The sequence below is a fragment of the Flavobacterium foetidum genome (assembly GCF_004634245.1).
Taxonomy (GTDB): domain Bacteria; phylum Bacteroidota; class Bacteroidia; order Flavobacteriales; family Flavobacteriaceae; genus Flavobacterium; species Flavobacterium foetidum.
Genome location: NZ_SJTF01000014.1, coordinates 1 through 21,022, shown reverse-complemented (window position 1 = coordinate 21,022; position 21,022 = coordinate 1). Strand labels below are relative to the sequence as shown.

The 21,022-nt window shown below is 35.6% G+C and carries 22 protein-coding genes and 1 tRNA gene; 6 read left to right on the top strand and 17 right to left on the bottom strand.

Going from position 1 to position 21,022, the window contains the following annotated elements; genetic code table 11:
- Positions 1–145: 145 nt before the first annotated feature.
- Entirely contained in the window at positions 146–826 is a 681-nt protein-coding gene (locus tag E0W73_RS16860; RefSeq protein WP_135223215.1) for a tetratricopeptide repeat protein, read from the bottom strand.
- A 192-nt stretch (positions 827–1,018) separates the two neighbouring features.
- On the bottom strand, positions 1,019–2,215 hold the full coding sequence (locus E0W73_RS16855) for a C1 family peptidase (RefSeq protein WP_135223214.1): 1,197 nt from the start codon (positions 2,213–2,215) through the stop codon (positions 1,019–1,021).
- A gap of 247 nt (positions 2,216–2,462) precedes the next feature.
- Here E0W73_RS16855 and E0W73_RS16850 point away from each other — a divergent pair, with 247 nt between their 5' ends.
- A complete protein-coding gene (locus E0W73_RS16850) occupies positions 2,463–3,260 on the top strand; it encodes an AraC family transcriptional regulator (protein WP_135223213.1) in 798 nt (265 codons plus the stop codon).
- Between the two features lie 78 nt (positions 3,261–3,338).
- Positions 3,339–4,202 (top strand): CPBP family intramembrane glutamic endopeptidase, encoded by an 864-nt coding sequence (locus E0W73_RS16845; RefSeq protein WP_135223212.1) that lies wholly within the window; start codon positions 3,339–3,341, stop codon positions 4,200–4,202.
- Between the two features lie 84 nt (positions 4,203–4,286).
- Here E0W73_RS16845 and E0W73_RS16840 read toward each other — a convergent pair whose 3' ends face one another.
- The 13 genes from E0W73_RS16840 to E0W73_RS16780 all read right to left on the bottom strand — a co-directional run bounded on the left by E0W73_RS16840 (position 4,287) and on the right by E0W73_RS16780 (position 17,904).
- Positions 4,287–5,444, bottom strand: coding sequence for a BamA/TamA family outer membrane protein (locus E0W73_RS16840; protein WP_135223211.1), 1,158 nt, complete (start codon positions 5,442–5,444; stop codon positions 4,287–4,289).
- 73 nt (positions 5,445–5,517) lie between these two features.
- Positions 5,518–6,690 carry a helix-turn-helix domain-containing protein gene (locus tag E0W73_RS16835; RefSeq protein WP_135223210.1) on the bottom strand — a complete coding sequence of 391 codons (1,173 nt, stop codon included), beginning with the start codon at positions 6,688–6,690 and terminating at the stop codon, positions 5,518–5,520.
- A 120-nt stretch (positions 6,691–6,810) separates the two neighbouring features.
- Entirely contained in the window at positions 6,811–7,389 is a 579-nt protein-coding gene (locus E0W73_RS16830) for a DUF4136 domain-containing protein (RefSeq protein ID WP_135223209.1), read from the bottom strand.
- A 217-nt stretch (positions 7,390–7,606) separates the two neighbouring features.
- Positions 7,607–8,356, bottom strand: a complete 750-nt coding sequence (locus E0W73_RS16825; RefSeq protein ID WP_135223208.1) for a DUF6515 family protein — start codon at positions 8,354–8,356, stop codon at positions 7,607–7,609.
- 21 nt (positions 8,357–8,377) lie between these two features.
- Entirely contained in the window at positions 8,378–9,118 is a 741-nt protein-coding gene (locus tag E0W73_RS16820) for a DUF2092 domain-containing protein (RefSeq protein ID WP_135223207.1), read from the bottom strand.
- Between the two features lie 117 nt (positions 9,119–9,235).
- Entirely contained in the window at positions 9,236–10,045 is an 810-nt protein-coding gene (locus E0W73_RS16815) for a transporter (RefSeq protein WP_135223206.1), read from the bottom strand.
- A gap of 83 nt (positions 10,046–10,128) precedes the next feature.
- Positions 10,129–11,145, bottom strand: a complete 1,017-nt coding sequence (locus E0W73_RS16810; RefSeq protein WP_135223205.1) for an HAD family hydrolase — start codon at positions 11,143–11,145, stop codon at positions 10,129–10,131.
- Positions 11,146–11,205: 60 nt separating this feature from the next.
- Positions 11,206–12,882 (bottom strand): arylsulfatase, encoded by a 1,677-nt coding sequence (locus E0W73_RS16805; RefSeq protein ID WP_135223204.1) that lies wholly within the window; start codon positions 12,880–12,882, stop codon positions 11,206–11,208.
- Positions 12,883–13,366: 484 nt separating this feature from the next.
- Complete coding sequence (gene pyk / locus E0W73_RS16800; RefSeq protein ID WP_135223203.1) at positions 13,367–14,800, bottom strand: pyruvate kinase; 1,434 nt, start codon at positions 14,798–14,800, stop codon at positions 13,367–13,369.
- A 5-nt stretch (positions 14,801–14,805) separates the two neighbouring features.
- On the bottom strand, positions 14,806–15,294 hold the full coding sequence (locus E0W73_RS16795; RefSeq protein ID WP_135223202.1) for an IPExxxVDY family protein: 489 nt from the start codon (positions 15,292–15,294) through the stop codon (positions 14,806–14,808).
- Positions 15,295–15,419: 125 nt separating this feature from the next.
- Positions 15,420–16,160 (bottom strand): ribonuclease III, encoded by a 741-nt coding sequence (gene rnc, locus E0W73_RS16790; RefSeq protein ID WP_135223201.1) that lies wholly within the window; start codon positions 16,158–16,160, stop codon positions 15,420–15,422.
- 12 nt (positions 16,161–16,172) lie between these two features.
- Positions 16,173–17,426: a beta-ketoacyl-ACP synthase II gene (fabF, locus tag E0W73_RS16785; RefSeq protein ID WP_135223200.1), complete on the bottom strand. Its 1,254-nt coding sequence runs from the start codon at positions 17,424–17,426 to the stop codon at positions 16,173–16,175.
- 241 nt (positions 17,427–17,667) lie between these two features.
- Positions 17,668–17,904: an acyl carrier protein gene (locus tag E0W73_RS16780; RefSeq protein ID WP_007137004.1), complete on the bottom strand. Its 237-nt coding sequence runs from the start codon at positions 17,902–17,904 to the stop codon at positions 17,668–17,670.
- Positions 17,905–18,079: 175 nt separating this feature from the next.
- Between E0W73_RS16780 and purN the strand changes: the two genes are divergently transcribed.
- Entirely contained in the window at positions 18,080–18,643 is a 564-nt protein-coding gene (purN, locus tag E0W73_RS16775; RefSeq protein WP_135223199.1) for a phosphoribosylglycinamide formyltransferase, read from the top strand.
- Positions 18,644–18,733: 90 nt separating this feature from the next.
- Complete coding sequence (gene rnhA, locus E0W73_RS16770) at positions 18,734–19,213, top strand: ribonuclease HI (protein ID WP_135223198.1); 480 nt, start codon at positions 18,734–18,736, stop codon at positions 19,211–19,213.
- Between the two features lie 62 nt (positions 19,214–19,275).
- Here rnhA and E0W73_RS16765 read toward each other — a convergent pair whose 3' ends face one another.
- Positions 19,276–19,623, bottom strand: a complete 348-nt coding sequence (locus tag E0W73_RS16765) for a DUF6249 domain-containing protein (protein ID WP_135223197.1) — start codon at positions 19,621–19,623, stop codon at positions 19,276–19,278.
- Positions 19,624–19,905: 282 nt separating this feature from the next.
- Here E0W73_RS16765 and E0W73_RS16760 point away from each other — a divergent pair, with 282 nt between their 5' ends.
- On the top strand, positions 19,906–20,493 hold the full coding sequence (locus E0W73_RS16760; RefSeq protein WP_135223196.1) for an RNA polymerase sigma factor: 588 nt from the start codon (positions 19,906–19,908) through the stop codon (positions 20,491–20,493).
- On the top strand, positions 20,477–20,872 hold the full coding sequence (locus E0W73_RS16755; protein ID WP_135223195.1) for a hypothetical protein: 396 nt from the start codon (positions 20,477–20,479) through the stop codon (positions 20,870–20,872). Before E0W73_RS16760 ends, E0W73_RS16755 begins: the two co-directional genes overlap by 17 nt.
- Positions 20,873–20,948: 76 nt before the next feature.
- Here the strand turns inward: E0W73_RS16755 and E0W73_RS16750 are convergent.
- Positions 20,949–21,022, bottom strand: a tRNA-Asn gene (locus E0W73_RS16750).

The following is a 21,022-nucleotide window of genomic DNA, read 5'->3' as shown; positions in this document are numbered from 1 at the left end:
TCAAAATTTTCATAAAAAAACAATATCGTTTTCGGGTTTAAAAGTATTGTAAATGAAATAATTACAGAAGAGCTTGCAGAGCGTTTAAAATAGTTTTTCAGAATTTAAAAAACAAGCATTATTTTTAAAAATCCGGGGGCTATAGTTACAGATTCTTGCTCTTGAATCGTTTCATTAATTTATCAGCTTTTTCATTTTCGCCATTTGCTCTCAGCGACTGCGCATACCTGTAAAAGTAAATAGATTCTATATCGGTAGTGCTATTTTCAAATAATTGCTGGTAATATCTTGCCGCAGCTTTTAAATTTCCTTCAAAATACAATCTATCGGCTACCTTTCGCAGCATTTCAGGAGTTTTGTAGCCTTTGTCAACTACCTGTTCGTAGGTTTTTACTAAATCTATGTCTACGTATTTTGAGGAGACTTCGGGGCTGGTTGCTTTAATGTCTTTTTCAGCTTTTGGGAGTTCAGGCAGCATTGCAGTTGGAACTTGTGCCTCGATGACGCCAGAAACAATCTTTTGTTTGGGTTTTGCATATTTAGGAATTACGGTTCTTGTATTGTTTGGTCCTAAATCATTAGTGTAAATCATTTCTAATTTTGAAACGACATACGTGGTAATCGTGCCGCCAAAAAGTTTATTGATTCTTTCTTCGACATAATAAGCTGTAATTACTTGTTTTTCTGCTTCGGCAAGACTGTCTGTCAGTAATACTGTATTTCCTGATCCTGGGAAAGCAGCAGTATTTGGAATGAGTTGGGCAAAGCAGCTTAGGGAAAAAAACAACGTAATTGGAATCCAAAATACGATATCGTGTTTCATCATCAATCGAATAAAAATTATTATTAGAGTAAAAACATGTTAAAGTTACTTATTTTGCTGTGTTTGGATTGTATTTTGACTATAAAGTGCTTAGAAAAACGATGAAGTGCTTGTTTTGAATAATTTTAAAATATAAAAGGCAAAAAAAAAGCGGCACCATTAAGTACCGCTGTTTTGTAGTTAGATTTAAAAAAATTAAACCCCTAGTTTTTTGGCAATATCAGCAGGGATCCCTCCTTTATTTACCAATAAAGCTGTCGTTTTATACTTTACGAAGTTTTTGGTTACAAACAAGAAACCTTTATAATCGTTAGTTTCCCCCCAAGAATTTTTCACGATGTAATATTCTTTTCCTGTTTGATCTTTTGCCAGACCGATAATGTGCATTCCGTGGTCGTCTGTCGTTGTGTAATTGTCAAACGCTGCCTGACGCATTTCTGGAGTAATTTCCGGTTCTGCTTTTGGTCCGTTAAACATATCTGCTTTTTCTTCTGCAGTCATGTCGTCGTATTTTTTGTTTGCTACATAAGCAACGCCATTTTTCCAGCTAAAGCTTTTTTCGCTTACATCTGTTGCCCATGCTACAGTATATCCTTTTTTCAAAGCATTATCTATAACATCTGTCATGTCATTTACTTTTACGTTGTACACTTGGTCTAATGACCAGTTGTCTGGCACCATCATAGTTGTTTTTTGATAGTACGGAGAAGTCGTAAAAGAAGACATTTCGATATAATCGTCTGGATTGATTCCTACTACTTCTTTAGCAAAAGTCTGTGGCGTATAGTTTTTTCCTTTATAAGTAAAGTTTTCTGGCACTTTTCCTAAATAAGAATCGATTACGGCAGTGTAGGCTTTTTGCCAGTTTGGAGTTAATTCTCCGTTCGGATTTTTAACCACTGCGGCTAGAACGCCTTCGATTAAGGCGGCCATTTCAGCAAATTTATTTTTATCGGTTCCGTAGTTTAATCCTGTATAAACTTCTCTTGGAACTGTTCCGTATTTTTTGTACATATTGATTACGTCATGCAAAGCTCCGCCATCGCCAAGAGTAATGGCTCCGTGCATGCGAACATAGTTTACTCCCTTATCTACATAAACATTTCTTGCAGAATAAATCTGAGACAATTCTACTGGCTGTTTTCCTAAACGAATCATTTCTGACTCTAAGAAAGAGTTTGTAGAATAGCTCCAGCAAGTTCCAGAAGAACCTTGTGTTTTTACAGAGGTGGTTCCTAAATTGATGACTTCTGTAAATTTAAAGTTTTCTTTGCTTTTGTCACTTGCATTTAATTTAAGTGAATTTACTAAAATGTCCTGTGCGAAACCGCTGCTTACCCCAACTAAAAAAGCTGATGCTGCGAAAATTGATTTCATTGTAATTTTATACATAATCAAAAGATTTAAATAGTTGACTTGTTAGTAGCCCTTATTTTATTTTTGTTACAAATCAATTAAATATTAGGTAAAAAAACTATTATTTTTCCGTTAATATTTACACAATGTTTTTGTTAAGCATCCAAAACTTACAAATTACGCAAAATGTAGTTCTCTATTAAATAGGTTTTGACTAATATTCTTTAAATGTAAGAATTAATAGTACTTTAGCCTCTGATAAAAGCCACGCCAGAAACATAAAATGTACGAGCTCACAAACGAAAAATATTTAGGCAATACCAAAAATAGCTTTAATACGCAGCAAGGAATTGCAGTGGTAGAAACTGAATACCAGCAAAAGGTTTATGAAGGATGGCATTCGCATAACAATGCACATATTACGCTTTTCTTAAAGGGCGGCACCACCGAAAAGCGAAAAAATTTTAGCGAAACTGTTGGGCCGGGATCTTTGTTGTTTTATCACAGTGACGAACTTCATTTAAATCAGAATACTCTTTTTCCTTCTCGGAATATCAATATCGAAATTGAAGAAAACTTGCTTAAAGAACTTCATTTATCTGAAGCTTTAATTGAAAAATCAGTCCAAAATAGCGCCTTAACGAAGTTTTTGATTCTAAAAATTTTTAAGGAAACGCAGAACCCTGATAACTTTACAAATGATAATGTCAGGATGTTGTTTTCGCAATTGTCTCACTCAGGCACACATTTAGAACGATTTGAAAAAAGTCCGTATTGGGTAAAAAGCTTAAGCGAATTGTTAAACGATTCCTGGAACGAAAATCCGAATCTTCAGGATTTATCTCAGGTTTTGCAATTGAATCCTATTACAATCTCGAAACATTTCCCGAAATATTTTGGCTGTACTTTGGGCGAATACATGCGTCGTATTAAAATTAATCGTTCGCTTTCGCTGATACAATCTTCGCAGAGCAGCTTAACAGAAATTGCTCTAGACTGCGGTTTTTCAGACCAAAGTCATTTTATCCGAACGTTTAAAAATCAAACAGGGTTTCTTCCGAAACACTTTCAAAAATTATAGAGAGGCAAATTTCATTCTATTTTTTGGCTGTGAGGCAATTTAAATTTGCTTCAAATTAATACTTAAACCCAAATATAAATGGAAACTCTTACTGTAAAACAAAAAATATTTAGTTCGCCAATAACCAAAATTATTCTTGCCTTACTTGTTTTTATGCCTGTTGTAATTATTGGGCAACAAGTGGCTGTCAAACTGCTGGCTTTAACACCACTCGAAAAAGATTATAGAAATCTTCTTAAAGGTCTTTTTGTATCTACTGCATGCATTTTCAGTTATATTATCTTCTTTAAAAAATACGACCAAAGAGCAGTTACAGAATTTGCATCGACAGGGCTTGCTAAAAATCTTATCATAGGTGCGCTGATAGGTTTCGTATTACAATCGCTAACGGTTGTGGTAATGTATCTTAACGGAAGTTACAGCATTACAGCTGTGAATCCAATTTCGTTTATCCTGATTCCGTTTGCCCTCATGTTTACCGTGGCCATCATCGAAGAAATATTAGTGCGAGGCATTATTTTTAGAATTATGGAAGAAAAGCTCGGAAGTTACATTGCTTTAGCTATATCATCGTTCTTATTTGGCATTTTTCATTTGGCAAATCCGCACAGTACTTTAATTTCTTCAATCTGCATTACAACTGCCGGATTTTTAATGGGAGCAGTATTTATTTACAGCCGAAATTTATGGATGCCCATTGCACTGCATTTTGCATGGAATTTTACACAATCGGGAATTTTTGGCGCTATCACATCTGGAAACGAAAAGACTAAAAGTTTAGTAGAAGCTCAGATTCAGGGACCGGAATTGATTACTGGAGGAGCTTTTGGTCCAGAGGGTTCGATTCAGGCAATAGTTTTCCTCGCATTGGCAACGATTTTAGTGTTGGCAGTAAGCCACAAAGGAAATAAAATGGTTAGGCCTTATTGGAAAAAAAATTAACCAAAAAACCATTCATCAGTCAAACAACATATATACATTATTCTGTTGTGAAACCCGAAATGTAGATTTCGGGTTTTACTAGTATTACCTTAGCCAATTGCTGCCGAAAACAATATAATATGCCCAATCTTCGGGGCCTCGGGCGACATCGACACCCATTCTGAGTTTAAATTTCCGGGCAATTAGATACCTGAGACCAGTTCCGTAGCTGTATACAACAGGTTTAGCAAAAGCCTTGTCCCAGTCGTTAAATGCGCTTGCTAGACCTCCGTATCCCATAATGCTCCATCTTCTGTAGAAGTCCCATCTTAATTCGGCTTCGGTAACAAGACTCGTTTTTCCCTGATATCTTGCAGCCGGTATTCCTCTTAAGTTGATTCCAGGCAATAAATAAAAAGGCGGATTTCCGAGCGCTTGTTCTCCTTCTATACGTAGTCCTCCGATTAATTTTTTAGTTAATGGATAAAAGCCAATAGCCGATAAATTTACCCTCCAAGCATCATAATCGCTTCCGAGTATATTGTCTGACCAAAAAAAATCTGATTGTAGACGTATTCCTCTGTCTGGAGTAAAGATATTGTCGCGTCCGTCAAACTGAATGGCCACTCCTAACTGACTTATAGTGCTTTTAATATCTTTAGGCTCTACAAAAGGTGGCGGAAAATTAAAATCGGGAAGATTTATCTTTGAATTCAAAAAGAGATATTGTAGACCAGCACTCCATTTCGGATTATTGAACTGTTTGAGCCACTGTGTATAAAATATTGTTGACCTAAAATTGAGCTTAAATTCCTGATCGTTTTGATTGGGCAGATTGTTGGCGTAAAATGATAAGTTCATATCGCCATAACCCGCCATTACGCGATATAAAATCTTTGGTTTAATAATGGTTCCCGAGCGAAAAGCACCTGCCATCCAGCTTTTGTTTGAGGTATACATTCCGATACCGCCCGTTATATCTGGATTAATAAAACGTTTTTTGCCGTTTTCGTCTACAACGGGAGCATGTTTTTTTAGGAAAACCGGAACAATAGCCCCGCCAAATCCGCCAAGCGCGGGTTCCGTAATAATGGTTGGTACCACTATAAATCCGTGAGCATAAATTAAATAGTCGCTTAAGTCAAATGCACCGTCTAAAGAATCTTTTATGCTGATATGATATTTTTGCCCGTGAACAATACACGAAAACAACAAAAGAACCAGAAGAAAAATTTTCTGAAAGAGAAGTTTCGTTTTTTTCATATAGACTTTAAATATTTTTCAAAATTGCCTTTCATCCAAAATCTATCGCAATAAGCAGATATGCTGTTGCAATTTATCTGAAATAATAAGAGTTTGACTGTTCAGGATGTATTCTGATTGTTTTAAAATATTCAGATGGCGATTTGCCGGTATGTTTTATAAAAGCCCTAAAACAAGTTGTTCGGGACTTAAATCCAGAACCCCAAGCCATTCCTTCTAAGGATAAATCTTTCCATTCAGGATCATTTATTTTTTCTTTAAAATATTCAATTCTTTTCAGATTGACATAATCTTGAAAATGAAGCCCAAATTCGGAATTTATTAGATTTGACAGATGATGGACAGATATTCCAGTTTCGTCGGACAAATCACGAATAACAAAATCCTTTTTCAGAAAGAGTTTTTTGGTGTTAAAAATGTGGTCGAGTTTTAAAAGATAGGCTTCTTTTTTCTCTGCGGTTAGTTCGTTTATGACCGGAACCATGTTTTTTGTATCTTTTGTTTTAACGGTAATCGCAGTATCGTTCACAAGATTAAAAGTCTCTTCATCATCATAAAAAATCTGTGGCTTAAAATAGAGCCATCCTACAGTAAAAAACAGAACAGATGAAATTAAGAAATAACAAGAAAGATCTATTATTTCTATAGTTTTGAGAAAACGATGTACAAAAAGAGCAGAAAATAAAAACAGTATGCTAAGATTATAAACTCTAATCCAGTTAATTACTTTGATTCTGTGAAATTGATTTCCTTTGAATTTTTTCAGATCATAGTTTAAAATCAACATGGTTTGAAAAAACACATAAAAAAGCCAAATGGTAAGAGCCAAAATCGAAAATGGATTATTGATGATAGAAGAAACAAAATCTACTATTCTAAGATCTGTAAGACTTCCTGCGTATACAAAAACGGTCAAAAAAAGGTAGACCGCGAAAGGCAAAAAATGCAACCAATCGTATTTTCTAAAATTGCGTTCATTGGACAAAATATTTCTTACGTATAAGAAAGAACATGGAGCTGCTAGAAAGATAAAAGATTTAGGAATTAATAATAAATCGGGGAATTCTTTAAATAGGTTAGCCGAAAGGTAAAAATTATAAATGCTTACCACAGCCAAACTCAGCAGAAACATTCCTAAGAAAAAGCTTTTCGAAAAATTTTTCTTAGAAAAGAGAACAATAAAAGCAGTAGCAAAACCTGCAATTGTTGCCATAAAAAAGAAAAGAGAAAGTAATAGATCAATCATTTTTAAAGTTTGATTTGTTAGCTTATTCTTAAAAGGAGAACACGAAAAAGACATCAATTAAAGCGATGTATTTGTCTATGGGAGGAAGACAAACACACCAGCTTTGAATCGGTTTTCAGATTATTTCTTAGCCATTCCAGGCGGAAAATCGGCTAGTATTTTTTTGATGGAACTGTTGATGAACTCCTCTGGATTATCGGGCTTGCTGTCAATTTCAGCATTTCCGATTCCTTGCCATAATAGTTTTTGTGATTTGGTCGACACGATATCAATAACCAATGAGCCGTCAACATAATCATAAGTATTAAATGTTGTGTTTGCGCCGCCCATCATTGGGCCTCCTCCCCAGTATCCGTAAGGACGATACATTCCGCCATAGCCATAAAAATCGGTGTTGGCACTCACAGATCTTTTATTTTTTAGAATAGATACTGCATTGACTTTCAAATCTGGATTTGAAGATTCTGTAAATCCTTTGGCAATCATTTCGTTTCTGATTGCTCTTGTCACGCGTTCTATATTGAGCTGATTGACTTGGCCTTCCTGCGCTCTTAAGTCGTAGACAGCAAAAGTTTTGTATTCGCTAAAGTTGGCGTTGCGATCATAATCGGTTGTAACTTTTACAGTTGGAGAGCAACTGAAAAAAAATCCCAAAAGTAATAAGGGAACAATACGAAGATTTATGCTTTTAATATTCATGTTGTGGTATTTAAATTAATAATTAAATTAGTCTAACTCGAATGTATTAAAAATGGTAAAATCCTAAATGTAAGAAAAAAGGCGTTTATTGAATTGGCTTGTTTTGTAAAGTTCTACTAACCAATTATTTGTATGTGCTCAAAGATAGTTTTTTTTATTTAACCAGCATAGCTTTACATGTAAAATTCTTACTTAAACTGTATAGCATTTACAAAAGTTATTTTCCCTGAACAACAACATAGCTATCTTGTCCGTCTTTGGAAATCGGCTGATAATACACATTATTGTAAATCATATACTTCTGGCCGTTTATGGTTTTCTCTTCAGAACCTTCAGGCAAATGCGTCACGATGGCTCCAACAGGTGCTGTTACCACCTTATATTTTGGGGCATTTTTTACATAATAAGTGCCTCCATAATAGTAATATTCTGTTCCAGAAACATTTAGTGTAACATACCCTTTGGGTAATTCTGGAATTTCGGCGCCTATTGGAGCAGGCACAACCTTATAACCGTTTGATTCTTTTGTATAATATACTCCGTCATCATAATTGTATTTGCTGTCTTCTACAGAAATCACGATTGCAGCGGTAGTAAGTGTAGTTAAAAAGAATCCGACAGGATACCAAGTTGGTCCCCAATAATAGGGAACAAACGGATGATAAATATAAGGATAAGGCACCGGATACGGATGAAACGGAGGTGGAGGCAAAGGCCGTGGATAAGGATGCGGCGGGATTGGGCGAGGCCCTGGCGGGATTGGGCGTGGTCCTGGCGGAATTGGTCTCGGTCCAGGAGGCACGGGTCTGGGAGTCGGCGGATGAGGCATCGGCATAGGTCTTGGCATAACCGCATGTGGTGTAAAATGACCAAAACGTTGTGAACTTGCAGTTTCAGGAAACAGCATCATTACAAATAATGCTATAAGAATCCATGATTTTATATTTTTAAGGATATTTACTTTCATGATTATAGAGTTTTGTAATGATTACTTTTTGTCTTCTCTCGGTATCATTTTGACTTTTACTGCTTTGGGAGGTGCTGTAAATTCGAACATATAATCTGAATATTCGGTATTTATAATCCAGTCTTTATAAACAGCTTCGTATTGAGGTTTGTCTTTATCGTTGGTATAAACAATTACCATTTTTGCCGGAAGGAAATAATCGTCATTGGCAATCCAAAACTGAAAACTTTTGTTGTTGTCGGTTCCTGCAATATGAAAGCACTCACGATCGTTGATAATTGTTTTTCCTAAATAAATCAGATTTCCCTGTTCAGCTTTTAGGTCTTCCAGAAAGGTTTCGTAGAAAAAATCAGCGCCAGGAAATTCGATTCCGAATTTTTTACTCATTTCATCCATTGTTTGAATTACAGATTGCGGCGCAGCTACTGTGGCATGAGTGTTATTGTCAAAAGAATAATAGTTTAATGTCTTGCCATTGTACCACAAACTTTTATTTCCTTTATCTCCAGACGAAGTGATTTTCATTTTATCTGGAAATTTAATTGTTATTTTTTCGTTTACAGAATGTTTGATTAGCCCGAGGCTTTCATTAGAAATATCATACGTTAGAACAGCATTAAAACTGCATGATTTTAGGTGTTGCAATGATTCTATAGAACGGTGTAAAATATAGACCGAGGCAGAATCTATGCGCTGGGTCTGGCTGTTAATGGATATAATCGTCATTAAAAAGCCTGTTAAAAACAGTATTTTTGTTCTCATGCCTTAAATTGTTTAAATGAATGGAATCTGAAATTGAGCGTCTTTGGATATTTTCAAATGAAATCCAAATAAAATTTTCCTCCTATAACATTAGAATTCAATCTCATAGCTAAAGTTTTATTTTTCGGGAAATACAAAAGCAATTAAAGCCCTCAAACCCCAGTCTGGTCTTATGTTTCGAGGCCCGACAATCGGTATCATTGGTTGAACAGACAACTGAACGACCTGATCGCCAAATTTTGTAATACCACCCAAAGAAGGATTTAAGGAAATCAAAGTCGAGTTGGATTCCCAGTTTTGTGTAATCTCAGCATTGACGCCCCAAGAGGCACCGCTTTTATAACTATGGGAAAGAAATATCTGAGTATAAAAAGTATTATAATCAGCACGATCAGAAGCTCCGGCAACAGACCAGATTTGGTTGGCAATAAAACCAACAGAAAGGCCTTTTCCTTGATGCATGACTAATAAACTTGGTCCGACGCCGAATTTCTCCGTTCCTAACAGTTTTTCTGTAGCAGTCGGCACCAAAAACGCAGGTCCGATTCCGTAAATCAATGGGGTTGATTTAGGAGCAAAAAAGGCAGTTACAGTAGCATCACTCAAACCAAATTCGTGTGTGTTAAGGCCGGTTATATTTCTTTGGTCTACCACAGGAATAATGTATCGTGTAATTAAATTCAGCTTATCGCTAAGCTTAAACGGAACTATAGGCTGTATGTTTAAGGTATATTTAACCCCATTATATAGTCCTATTCCATAATTTAAATTGTTCTGGAGCGGCACACTTATTAAACTAGCCACCGGATTGGCCAATTTATCGGCTAATTCTTGAGCGCTGTTACCCGGTTTTTCAGTTTCTTGTGCGCACAAACCAAGGCTTAGCAGACAAACAATTGCATTGCACAATAATTTTAGATTTTTCATAACAAACCAATTTTAGTATTCAAATTAAAATGCAACAGCTCTTAATAAGTAAAAGCTGTTTCATTTTAATTCTACTAATTCAATTATTCGCCCGCAAAAACTTTTTTCCAATCTTCTTTCATATTAACTACATGCCATTTGTTTTTGGAGGCCGCATTTAGTGAAGCATTATCTTTTTCCTGATATTTAAATTCTCTAAGAGAGTCGTTGTGATTGATGAGAAGCTGAAACGAAGGATATTTATTTCCTTGCGAATACTTTAGCATAGCTATATCTCCAGAACCACCTTCATTGCCGCAAGCAAAAACTGGTCTTTGCCCTATATGCAGCTGTATGCCAACCGGTTTTCCTTCCTTGTCATTAAAATGATTTAAAGCAGATTCTCTTTGTACAGTGTTTTTAGCTCCATCATATTTATATTTGAAAGAAGTTCCGACCACTTGATTTTTAGGAATTCCATAAAAATCTTGAGCTATTGCTCTTACCACTTCGATTGTACCGCCAGTCACAATATAAGTTTTGAATCCGTTGGCACGCAGATAATTAAGCAATTCTAGTTGCGGTTGATAGCGAATTTGTTTTATAGGGACATTTTTGGGAGGGTATTTTGCTTCTTTAAAAAATGTATTAACTGCATTTTCAAATTCATCCTCGCTTGTTCCGGTATGTGTTGTAGCTACAAGCTCAATGAGTGCTTTCTCTCCTCCTTTTTCAAAGTAAGATTTGTCTTTTTCGACAACGGCTTTAAAAGGCTGTTTTTTTGCCAATTCAGGATTGGATTCGACCATTTTTTGTACGCGGTAAAAAGCAAATAGTTCCTGAACATATGGTTTTTCTGCCCATAAAGTTCCGTCGTTGTCAAAAGTTGCAATTCGGTTTTCTATCGGAATAAAGTCTGGGCTTCCTTTCTTGGTTACTTTTTCAACATAAGCAATAATGTCATTTTTTAAGGCTCCATCGTTCCAGCTTGGCAGCGGATCACCTGTTATGACAGATTCAGATTTATGGTTTTCTGAAGAAGGAGCAATCAAAGTATCTGATTTTTTGCACGATGAAAGCAGAAACAAAATAACTAGCAAAAAAAATATTTTTCGTATCATATCTTTTTCATTTTAATCAAAAGACACAGACCAGAGACTGTATATTTTGATGATCATTGTTTATTTTTTCTTTTTTGAAGATGCATTCTCTTCTTCTTTCAGTTTAGGTAAAATGTTCTTTTCTACATATTCCTGAGCTTTTATGCTTTTTAAAGTCTGTTGTAATATGGTAGTAGGATTAAAGCTTGGCGGGAAAGAACGAGGAGGGTATTCTTTAAAAGTTTCTGCAAAAACAAATACATTATTCATTGCTCCGTAAACAGACCCAACGTGATTCATTACCCAATCCCAATAAGTGTTTGAAGTAAAATCGGCTCTTTCATAAGGATCTTGGAAGAGGTTAAATATTTTTTGAAGGCGAAGTTCTGTAAATGGTTCTGCCCAGACACCCATAGTTCCTGCCAGACGTTGTTCTGCAAAAACATATTTATAATCTCCAGCACGCATGCCGACGAGCAAGCCATCATCATCAGAATAGAAGAATTTATCTCTTGAACTTTTTCCTCCTTCAAGTAATTTTGTTTGGTCAAAGCCATCTAGGTGTACTTTGTAGTTTTTACCATTTGCGTTGTATCCTTTAAGAAGTTTATTTACAATATCTGGTTCTCCTGCGATAGAAGCAAAAGTTGGAATCCAGTCGTTATGGCTCATTAATTCTGTAGTTATAGTTCCTGCTTTTATATGACCTGGCCATCTCACAATGCAGGGCACACGAAAAGCTCCCTCCCAGTTGGTGTTTTTTTCTGAACGGAAAGAGGTCATCGCGCCATCTGGCCATGTATTCATATGAGGACCATTGTCTGTAGAATAAACCACAATTGTATTATCGGCAATTCCTAATTCGTCTAGTGTTTTTATGATGCTTCCAATAGTTTCATCATGTTCAATCATACCATCGATATATTCGCTGTCTCCATGTGTATATCTTCCTCTATGTTCTGATCTTACGTGTGTGCGAAGGTGCATACGAGTGGCATTAAACCAGCAGAAAAATGGTTTTCCTGAAGCATTTTGTCGTTTAATAAAATCAATTGCTGCGGCAGAAGTTTCGTCGTCTACAGTTTCCATTCTCTTTTTTGTCAATGCTCCAGTATCTTCTATTTTTTGTTTTCCAACTCTTCCAAATCGAGCATCTGTAGTTGGGTCGTCAACATTTGTTGCAATACATTTTAAGACTCCTCTTGGCCCAAATTTTTTTAAATATTCTGGGTCTTTAGGATAATCGGGTAATTCTGGTTCTTCTTCTGCATTTAGGTGATACAGATTTCCAAAAAATTCATCGAAACCGTTAACCGTAGGCAGTGTTTCATTTCTATCTCCGACGTGATTTTTACCAAATTGTCCTGTTGCATATCCTAAACTTTTCATGATCCCTCCAATAGAAGGGTCTAGCTGACTCATTCCCATAGGAGCACCGGGAAAACCAACTTTAGTAAGTCCTGTGCGAATACCGTGCTGTCCTGTTAAAAAAGCAGCTCTTCCGGCGGTGCAACTTTGTTCTCCGTAATAATGAAGAAAGCGAAGTCCTTCATTGGCCAATTTATCAATGTTGGGAGTAGTATATCCCATCAATCCATCGCTATAAGCACTTATGTTTGTAATTCCGATATCATCACCCCAAAGCACCAGAATATTTGGTTGTTTTTTACTTTGAGCAGTTATTGATGAGGTTAAGCATAATAATGCTAGTGTTAGAACAGCACTACAAAATCTACATTTTAATTTGATTTGTTTCATGATAAAAAAATTGGTTAATAATTCTATTATGTATAAGTGTATGGTCAAATAAAAAAAAGTAGGATATTCAAAGGTAATTGGCAGAACTGTTGCATATTGATTACAAGTTCCAAATTGCCCAAAAAAAGATGCAACTTTCAACATTCTCAAAATTATATAATTAATAAGTGAAAGGTTGATTTTGTAAGGCACGACATTGTTTCATTTTATAAAATGAAACAACAAAAAGGAGAATCTGCAACATGATCTTTCATTTTATTAGGTGAAAGACCAAAATCGAATGAAATAGGATGATGGATTTTGTGTTCCGAAAAAAGTATCAGGAATTACTTTTGACTTTTTACGGTAATAAGAAGTCTTTTTGCTTTTCTAATGTACTTGGAAAAAAGAATTTCTGGATTTGTATCAATAAGCATCTAATTAATTAAAGCAAAAAAGCCACTTACTTTACGTAAATGGCTTTTGTAAATATTTTGAGAAAATATTATTCTATTTCAGATACTCTCATGGTGTTCACCATTCCTTTATCTTTTATTGGCATAGCCGCAAGGTTAATTAAATAATCTCCTTTTGCAGCATAACCTTTATCGACAGCGATTTTGTTTACATCTGTAACAGTGTCGTCTGTGCTTTCTTCGTTATCGTAGTAAAAAGATTTTACTCCCCATAACAAATTCAATTGTGTTAGGATTCTTCTGTTTGAAGTAAACACTAAAATATGTGCAGACGATGGTCTCCAAGCCGAAATTTGAAAAGCAGTATATCCGCTATTGGTAAGAGTACAGATTGCTTTTGCATGAATTTCGTTTGCCAATAAAGCAGCTTGATGGCATACAGTTTTAGTAACAAAACGTTTTGTTTTGATCTGTGGCGTATTTTGAGGAACCTGAATAAGTGGTGAATTCTCAACAGCCTCACAAATTTGTGCCATTCTCTGAATTACTTGTACTGGATAGTTTCCTGTAGCAGTTTCTCCGGAAAGCATTACAGCGTCGGCACCGTCCATTACTGAGTTTGCAACGTCGTTAACTTCTGCTCTTGTCGGAGTTAAGCTTGTAATCATTGTTTCCATCATTTGTGTAGCAACGATAACAGGAATTCTAGCAGTTTTAGCTCTTCTGATCAAATCTTTTTGCACCAATGGTACTTCGTGAGCAGGAAGTTCAACTCCAAGATCTCCACGAGCAACCATTAAGCCATCACAGTATGCTACAATCTTATCCATGTTCTCAAGAGCTTCTGGCATTTCAATTTTAGCAACAATTGGAATTTTATATTCAGAATGTTTAGCGATTAATTCTTGTAAATCCTGTAAGTCGCGAGGAGTTTTCACGAATGAAAGTGCGATCCAGTCTACTTTTTGCTCGATTGCAAAAATCGCATCAGCAATATCTTTTTCAGTTAAGGCTGGTAAAGAGATTTTGGTATTTGGTAAGTTAACTCCTTTTTTAGATTTTAATTCACCACCTTGAATAACTCTAGCAACAACTTCTGTTTTTTTATCAGTAGAAACAATTTCAAAAATAAGTTTACCATCATCAAGCAAAATACGCTCTCCTGGGTTCACATCATTTGGGAAATTTTGATATTTCATGAACACTCTTTTAGATGTTCCGATAATATCTTCTGCAGTAGTAAAAGTGATTTCGTCGCCATCATTTACTACAGTGCCTTCTTCCATTACACCAACTCTAAGTTTTGGTCCCTGTAAATCGCCAAGGATTGCAGTTGTATAACCAAACTCTTCGTTTAAGCTTCTAATAATATTAATTTTCTCTTTTACTCCTTCGTAATCTGCATGCGAAAAATTGATTCTAAACACATTAACACCTGCTTCGATCATGTCTTTGATGATCTCTCTTGTACTACAAGCGGGGCCAAGTGTAGCAACAATTTTGGTTTTTTTGTTTTTTAGCATTTTGTTTAAAAAATTAGATTGTTTTTTGATTTTATTTTGTCTGTATCAACAGCATAAATTGCTGCGATACTTTCTATTGCATTTAATTTTTGTTGGATTTCTGAAAAATCAAGCGCCTCTTCGCTATTATCTATTTTCAGGAAAAAATCGACCTTTTTAAATTCAGGAAGTAAATGAATTGTTGTCGAAACCTCACTTGTTTCATTAGAAAACAAATTCTGAAAATCATTTTTACTCACAGAAATGATTTCATTTTTATTCTGAATTAAATTCCATGAAACTTCTTTTTCAGCATCATAGTAATAAAATCTCGAAAAATTTGTTTCTCCTTCCTTAGTCTGAGCATGAATCTCGTTTTTGCTCTTACTTAAGTTAATAGGAAGGTTTTTATTGATAAAATAGGCTAATCGATAATCTTCTAATGAAGTATGAATTGCCATTAAATAATAATCAACTTCGTCAAATTCGTCTAAATCCAATCTATGAATTGCCATATCATGAAAAATCAAGTTGTAAATATACTATTTCTAACGGAGCATCAATAGTGAAGACGAAGTTGTTTTTGTTAATTTATAAACGAAAACGTTATAGCGTTAAGAAAACTACACTATTTTTGTAGTTATTTCTTGTCTATTTTTTCTTGAAATGCAAAATATGCTCTTTGTGATGCTTTTTCTTCTGCCTTCTTTTTTGAAGTTGCTCTTGCTCTCGCAATTACTTTGTCGTCTATGCTGAGTTTAACGCCAAATAAGCGTTGGCCGTCTATACCGTTATCTTCAAAGATGTCATAATGAAAAACTCTTTTTTCTTTCTGACACCACTCGATAACCAAGCTTTTATAACTGATGACTTTTCCTTCTAGCCTAGCAATATCGACATAAGGAGTTATAACTCTTTTCTGGATAAATCTTTCACAGAAAACGTACCCCTTATCCAAATATATAGCACCAATAAGCGATTCGAATATATTGCCATGAATGTTTTCTCCAAAATGCTGAATCGGCACTTTGCTTTCTACAAACTGTACTAAATTTAAGTCTTTTCCTAATTCGTTGAGATGTTCTCTGCTGACAATTTTAGAACGCATTTTGGTTAGATAGCCCTCGTCTCCATTGGGTGCCTTATTAAACAAATGTGCAGCAATAACAGCACTTAGCATTGCATCTCCTAAAAATTCAAGTCGCTCGTAATTGATCGGATGACCGTCTTTGTCTAATTTGTTTGATGATCGGTGTGTAAATGCTTTCCTATAGAAATCTGTATTAACGGGCTGAAAACCAAGTATTTTCTGAATAGTGTCAAAAAAAATCCCGTCTTCAAGAGAACGGGATTTAGAGAATATTTTTTTGATAAAATTCATACGCACGACGAATTACTCAGCTATTTTTTTAAACAAAACGCAGGCATTATGTCCGCCAAAACCAAAAGTATTGCTCATAGCAACATTTACTTCTCTTTTTTGAGCTTTGTTTAAAGTCAGATTAAGAGAAGGGTCGATATTTTCGTCAACTACGCTATGGTTGATTGTTGGAGGAACAATACCGTGCTTCATTGCCAAAATAGAAGCAATTGCTTCAATAGCTCCAGCAGCACCCAGTAAGTGTCCTGTCATCGACTTTGTAGAGTTGATATTGATTGTTTTAGCATGATCGCCAAAAACAGCGCTGATGGCTTTAAGTTCTGCAACGTCTCCAAGAGGAGTAGAAGTACCGTGAGTGTTGATGTGGTCAACTTGCTCAGGGCTCATTCCTGCATCTCTCAAAGTATTTTCCATTACGGCGATTACACCAATTCCTTCAGGATGAGGTGCTGTTAGGTGATACGCGTCAGATGACATACCGCCACCGCCAATTTCGCAGTAGATTTTTGCGCCTCTTGCTTTTGCATGTTCGTAATCTTCAAGAACCAAAGCTCCGGCCCCTTCTCCTAAAACGAAACCATCTCTGGTTGCATCAAAAGGTCTTGAAGCTGTTTCTGGGCTTTCGTTTCTAGTAGATAAAGCGTGCATAGAGCTGAAACCACCCATACCTGCAATTGTAACAGCCGCTTCAGAACCACCAGATACAATTACATCACACATGCCTAAACGAATGTAATTGAAAGCATCGATTAATGCATTTGCAGAAGATGCACATGCAGAAACCGTAGTATAATTTGGACCCATATAGCCGTTACGCATCGAAATGTGCGCAGGCGCAATATCGGCAATCATTTTAGGGATAAAGAAAGGATTGAACTTTGGAGTTCCGTCTCCTTTTGCATAATACAATACTTCTTCTTGGAAAGTCTCTAAACCTCCAATTCCTGCTCCCCAGATAACACCAACTCTTTGTTTGTTTACATTATCATTTGTAATTCCGGCATCTTTAATAGCCTCATCACTTGCAGCAATTGCATATTGAGCGAATTTATCAAGTCTGCGGGATTCCTTACGATCCATATAATCTTCAATATTGAAGTTTTTTACTTCGCAGGCAAATTTCGTTTTATGCTTCTCTGTATCATAATATGTGATAGGAGCGGCTCCGCTAACTCCATTCACAAGTGCATCCCAATATTCCTGGATATTATTCCCGATAGGAGTAAGTGCACCTAATCCTGTTACAACAACTCGCCTTAATGCCATAAATATGTGTTTTGTATCTTAAACAAATAAAACCCACGCTTTCTTAACTTTATTGTTACTTAAGAGCCATGGGCATTACAATATAAATATATCTTTATTGATTGAAAATCAATCGAAATTTAAATTTCAAAAAAATAATAACACCCGATTTTAAAAATTCCAATCTTTCAAAAAAAACAAATTCCAATTTTGGGATTTGGACATTTAAATTTGGAATTTTTAAAAATCGGGTGTGGTATTATTATTTTTTAGCTTCTTCGATATAAGAAATAGCTTGACCAACAGTAGCAATGTTTTCTGCTTGATCGTCTGGAATTTGAATGTCAAATTCTTTTTCGAATTCCATAATAAGCTCAACAGTGTCTAATGAGTCAGCTCCCAAATCATTAGTGAAGCTTGCTTCTGTTACAACTTCGTTTTCGTCAACACCTAATTTGTCTACGATAATCGCTTTTACTCTTGATGCAATGTCTGACATAATCTTTAATTTTAGAATTTAATTTGTTGGCAAAAATAAAAAACTTTATTTTAAAACAACTATTTAGTTTATAAATGTGACACTAATTTATAAAATTAATTTCAAGAAAGGTCTTTCAAAGCTATTTATTTTCGTTTTTTATTCCGTTTTTTGCACTCTCAAAATTAATCTGATTATGAAAAAAATTGTTGTTTTTGCCTCAGGTTCAGGCACTAATGCAGAGAATATTATAAAATATTTTTCTAAAACAGAAATTGCTGCCGTCGTTTCTGTTTTCACCAATAATGCTTCGGCAAAAGTTATTGAAAGGGCAAAAAATCATCAAATTTCGGTCGAAATCTTCTCAAAAAGCGAGCTTTTAAACGGAAATGTTTTACAAAAAATCCAAAAAATCGACCCAGATTTGATCGTGCTGGCTGGTTTTTTGCTTAAGTTTCCAGAAAACATAATCGAGAAATATCCGCACAAAATCATAAATATTCATCCTGCGCTTTTGCCTAATTATGGAGGAAAAGGAATGTACGGAATGCATATACACAGAGCAATAGTAAATAACAAGGAAAAAGAAACTGGAATCTCTATTCATTATGTAAATGAACATTATGATGAAGGGGCTGTTATTTTTCAGGCAAATGTAGCCTTGACCGATGAGGATACACCAGAATCAGTGGCAGAAAAGATACACGAATTGGAGCGGAAGCACTTTCCTGAGATTATTCATAGATTGTTAGATGCGTAACTATCAAGGCTCAAATTAAGTGCAATTATAAATACCAATTTTAGATTAGGATGAGCAATCTGAAATCTAAAATCAACAATCTAAAATTAAATGTCTCACGAAGTACATATATATACAGACGGCGCCGCAAAGGGGAATCCGGGAAATGGCGGTTACGGTGTTGTAATGGAATTGGTCGGAACTCCGTATAAAAAAGAGTTTTATGAAGGTTTTAGGCTTACGACCAATAATAGGATGGAGCTTCTGGCTGTAATTGTAGGTCTCGAAAAGCTTAAAAATCCTAACATGAAGGTTTTGGTTGTTTCGGATTCGAAATACGTAGTAGATTCTGTCGAAAAAAAATGGGTACTTGGTTGGGAGAAAAAAAAGTTTGCGGGAAGGAAAAATGCCGATCTCTGGAAGCGTTTTTTAGTTGTCTACAGAAAACACCAAGTCGATTTTAAATGGATTAAAGGTCATAATAATCATCCACAAAATGAGCGCTGTGATCAATTGGCCGTTATGGCGTCAATGCAGCCTTCGCTTTCTATAGATTCTTATTACGAAAATATAGATTCTAAGCTTTTGTAAAAAAATAACGCATCAGGAATCCGGATTCTTGATGCGTATATTCAGTCTCTAATTCTGTTTCTTTACTCCTTGTCCAGGTCTTTTGCGGTCTTAAATCCTGTCAATAGTCCAATTCCGGCCATTATGAATATGATGGAAGGGTAAACCGCATCATCTTCTAGTGAAGTATAGGTGGTGATTAATAATGCCAGAAATATTCCGACACCGCATCCTATCAATAAGAAAGCCAGATTCACAACAAAGATTTTCCACGCCGGAACGCCGTTGTTTTTTCCTTTCAGGAAAATACTGGCATCGACACCTTTTTCTATAAGAGCTAAGCGCTCTCTATTTCTTGTTGAATAAATTAAGTAAACAATCCCGAAGATCATTAGAAAAAGGCTAACTGGTACTAAAACTTGTGGTCCCATGATTTTTATGTTTTTAATTGATTGATATATCCCATAGGACGACACCTTATAAAATCAGGTTACAGTTTTTTGGAAAAAAAATCAAAAAAATAAAACCCAAAATCCAAAACTTGCTGATTATGAGTTAATTTTGAATGTGTTTTTCTGCGTTTCCAACTTTGCCGAAGTTTTAAGCTTTACCAAATTCTGGCCAATCCAATATTTGAATTTGAAATTAAAGAAAAATAGAATTTATTTTCATTTAGCTGTAACCTAAGGAAACAAACTGTCGTCCTATATAATATGAGTGCAATAAGTGATCAACATTATATCGATAAGATTTTGCAGGGAGACGCTAGTGTGTTTGCCGTGCTGGTGGACCGTTATAAGGATATGGTTTTTACGCTTGCGCTAAAGATGATCAAAAACAGAGAAGAAGCAGAGGAAACGGCGCAAGACACGTTTGTAAAAGCTTACAAGTCGTTGGGCAAATTTAAAGGAGATTCGAAGTTTTCGACATGGATTTACAAAATCGCCTATAATGCGTGTTTGGATCGTCTAAAGAAAAATAAAAAAGAGGATTCTAACATCTCTATTGATGAATTTTCTTCAAATTTGGTTAAAACGATGGATAATGCTCTGAGTCTTTTAGAAGAGGCTGAAAGAAGGCAAACCATTCAGAATTGCTTAAATTTGCTTCCTGCCGATGAAAACCTGCTGCTGACATTGTTTTATTTTGATGATCAAAGTCTTGAGGAAATTGGCAAAATCATGAATATTTCGGCAAATAATGCCAAAGTCAAATTGTTTAGAAGCCGTCAGAAATTGGCGGTTATTTTGAGAAAGCAACTGCAACCAGAAATAATTGAATGTTATGAAAGAGAACGATAAAAATTTAGAAAGCCTTATCGAAAAGATGATGGCAGACGTCGAACTTGACTCGGCGCCAATAGATTTCACCTCTAAGATAATGTCGGAGGTTTCTATACTCGAGAATAAAAAAGCTCAGATCTATAAGCCTTTGATTCCAAAAGTTGCGTGGGTTTTTATCTTTTTCGGTCTTTCGGCCTTAATTGCATATGTTTCTTTGTTTTCGGGATCCGATTCCAATATGGAGGTAGGGAAGTTGTATGTAGACAAAATTTCAGGTTTGTTCTCTGCTGTGCATTTCTCTAAAAATGTCCTGTATTCGATTTTGATTGTTCCGATTATGATTTTGATCCAGGTGGGACTGCTCAAAAATTATTTTGATAAAAAATATGAAGTTTGAGCCTGATCCGGGATTCGCGGGGCGCAAAGTATAGAAATAAAAAAGCCATTCTTCGGAATGGCTTTTTTATTTTTTGCTCCCCCTCTTGGGCTCGAACCAAGGACCCTCTGATTAACAGTCAGATGCTCTAACCAACTGAGCTAAGGAGGA